General features: G+C 66.3%; 2 protein-coding genes. Both read left to right on the plus strand.

What is annotated here, in order from left to right:
* Positions 1–611: hypothetical protein (locus EB084_25760; GenBank protein ID NDD31670.1), on the plus strand; the 611-nt coding region annotated here is incomplete at its 5' end.
* 94 nt (positions 612–705) lie between these two features.
* Positions 706–1,128 carry a hypothetical protein gene (locus EB084_25765; protein ID NDD31671.1) on the plus strand — a complete coding sequence of 141 codons (423 nt, stop codon included), beginning with the start codon at positions 706–708 and terminating at the stop codon, positions 1,126–1,128.
* The last annotated feature ends 191 nt before the right edge of the window (positions 1,129–1,319 follow it).

Raw genomic sequence — 1,319 nt, forward strand, 5'->3', positions numbered from 1 at the left:
CCACGCTGCGGGAATATGCCCGCTATCTTGCCACGGAGGCGCAGCATGATGAAGCCCCCTGGTACCTTGCGAGCTGGCGCTTCTGGGAGGCCTTCCCCGCGCTGCTCGACGACTTCGAGGTCCCGTCGTGGCTGGGAGATGACTGGCTGGCCCAGGTCGATGAAGCAGTGCGCCCCACCCTGATCTGGATGTTCATCGGGCCGCCGCGCACAGGGTCGTGGCTGCATCTCGACGTGGCGCACTCGAGCGCCTGGAACGCACAGATCACGGGTCGGAAGCGCTGGATCCTCTTCCCACCGGGGCAGGACGACTGCCTCTACGACGGTCGGGTCAATGCCTTTGCGCCGGATCTCGCGCGCTTCCCCTTGTTTGCGAAGGCGCGCGCCGTCGTGGCCGATGTGGAGCCGGGGGATGTGATCTTCACGCCCAGCGCTTGGTGGCACCAGACGTTGAACCTCGAGACCGGTATCGCCCTCACCGGGAACTTCGCCAATGCCTGGAACGGGGAGCAGGTGTCTGCGTGGCTCGACGCCCACCCCCTTGCGCTGGCTGCTCAGGGGCTCGGCGGTCTCGCGGAGGCGTTTCGTCAGCGGTTGCGGCGCGCGCGATGAAGACGGGGCAAGGGCTTCGCTCACCGTCGTCGAGACAGGGGGGCGAGGCCCGAGCACCGTATCTTGAAATCGACAGTGCAGGGGAGTACCGCAGATGGAAGCTGCCGATCTCGTGTTTGAAGGGGCCGCGCCCAGTGCCCGCGCGCTCGAGATCATGGCCCTCATCGAAGAGGCGCGAGGCGCGCTCCACGAAGACCCTGCGCTGATGGCCCAGATCGAACATCTCGCCCAGCGTCTCGTCATGCTGGGAAAGGGCCTTCTCGAGCTTGACCTTCCGGAGGCGGCCGAGGAGATCATGCGCCACGAGATCGCGGTTGGTGTCGAGGCGACCGAGGGCTTTCTGGCTGCGCTCGAGATCGTGGAGCGCGCGCTGACAGAGGGGGATCGGTTGCTGCTCGACGCAGCCCGTGAGATGGTTGCGCAGGCCGATGAGAGCCTGCACGAGGCCGTGCGCCTCAACGGAGAGAACCGCGCGCGGCTCGAAGCGCTCTACCTTGACAGCTCGCTGATGCTGTGACGAATGGTGGCCGCGCTCAGCCCACCGCGGTGAGGGGGGCTGGCGGGTCGCCCACCACGATATCGGAGAAGTTCTTCAGGAAGTCGTCGACCTTCATCTCGAAGAGACCGCTGCCCTTGTCGGCGATGGTCTGGGTGTTGTATCCCGCGCCGACCGTGCCCCAGGGATTGCGAACCGACACGGTATCGCGC

This window comes from Pseudomonadota bacterium (assembly GCA_010028905.1).
GTDB lineage: Bacteria > Vulcanimicrobiota > Xenobia > RGZZ01 > RGZZ01 > RGZZ01.

What these genes read in the sequence shown, in the direction of transcription:
- EB084_25765 (NDD31671.1), top strand. Translation starts at nt 706, where the DNA reads ATGGAAGCTGCCGATCTCGTGTTTGAAGGGGCCGCGCCCAGTGCCCGC.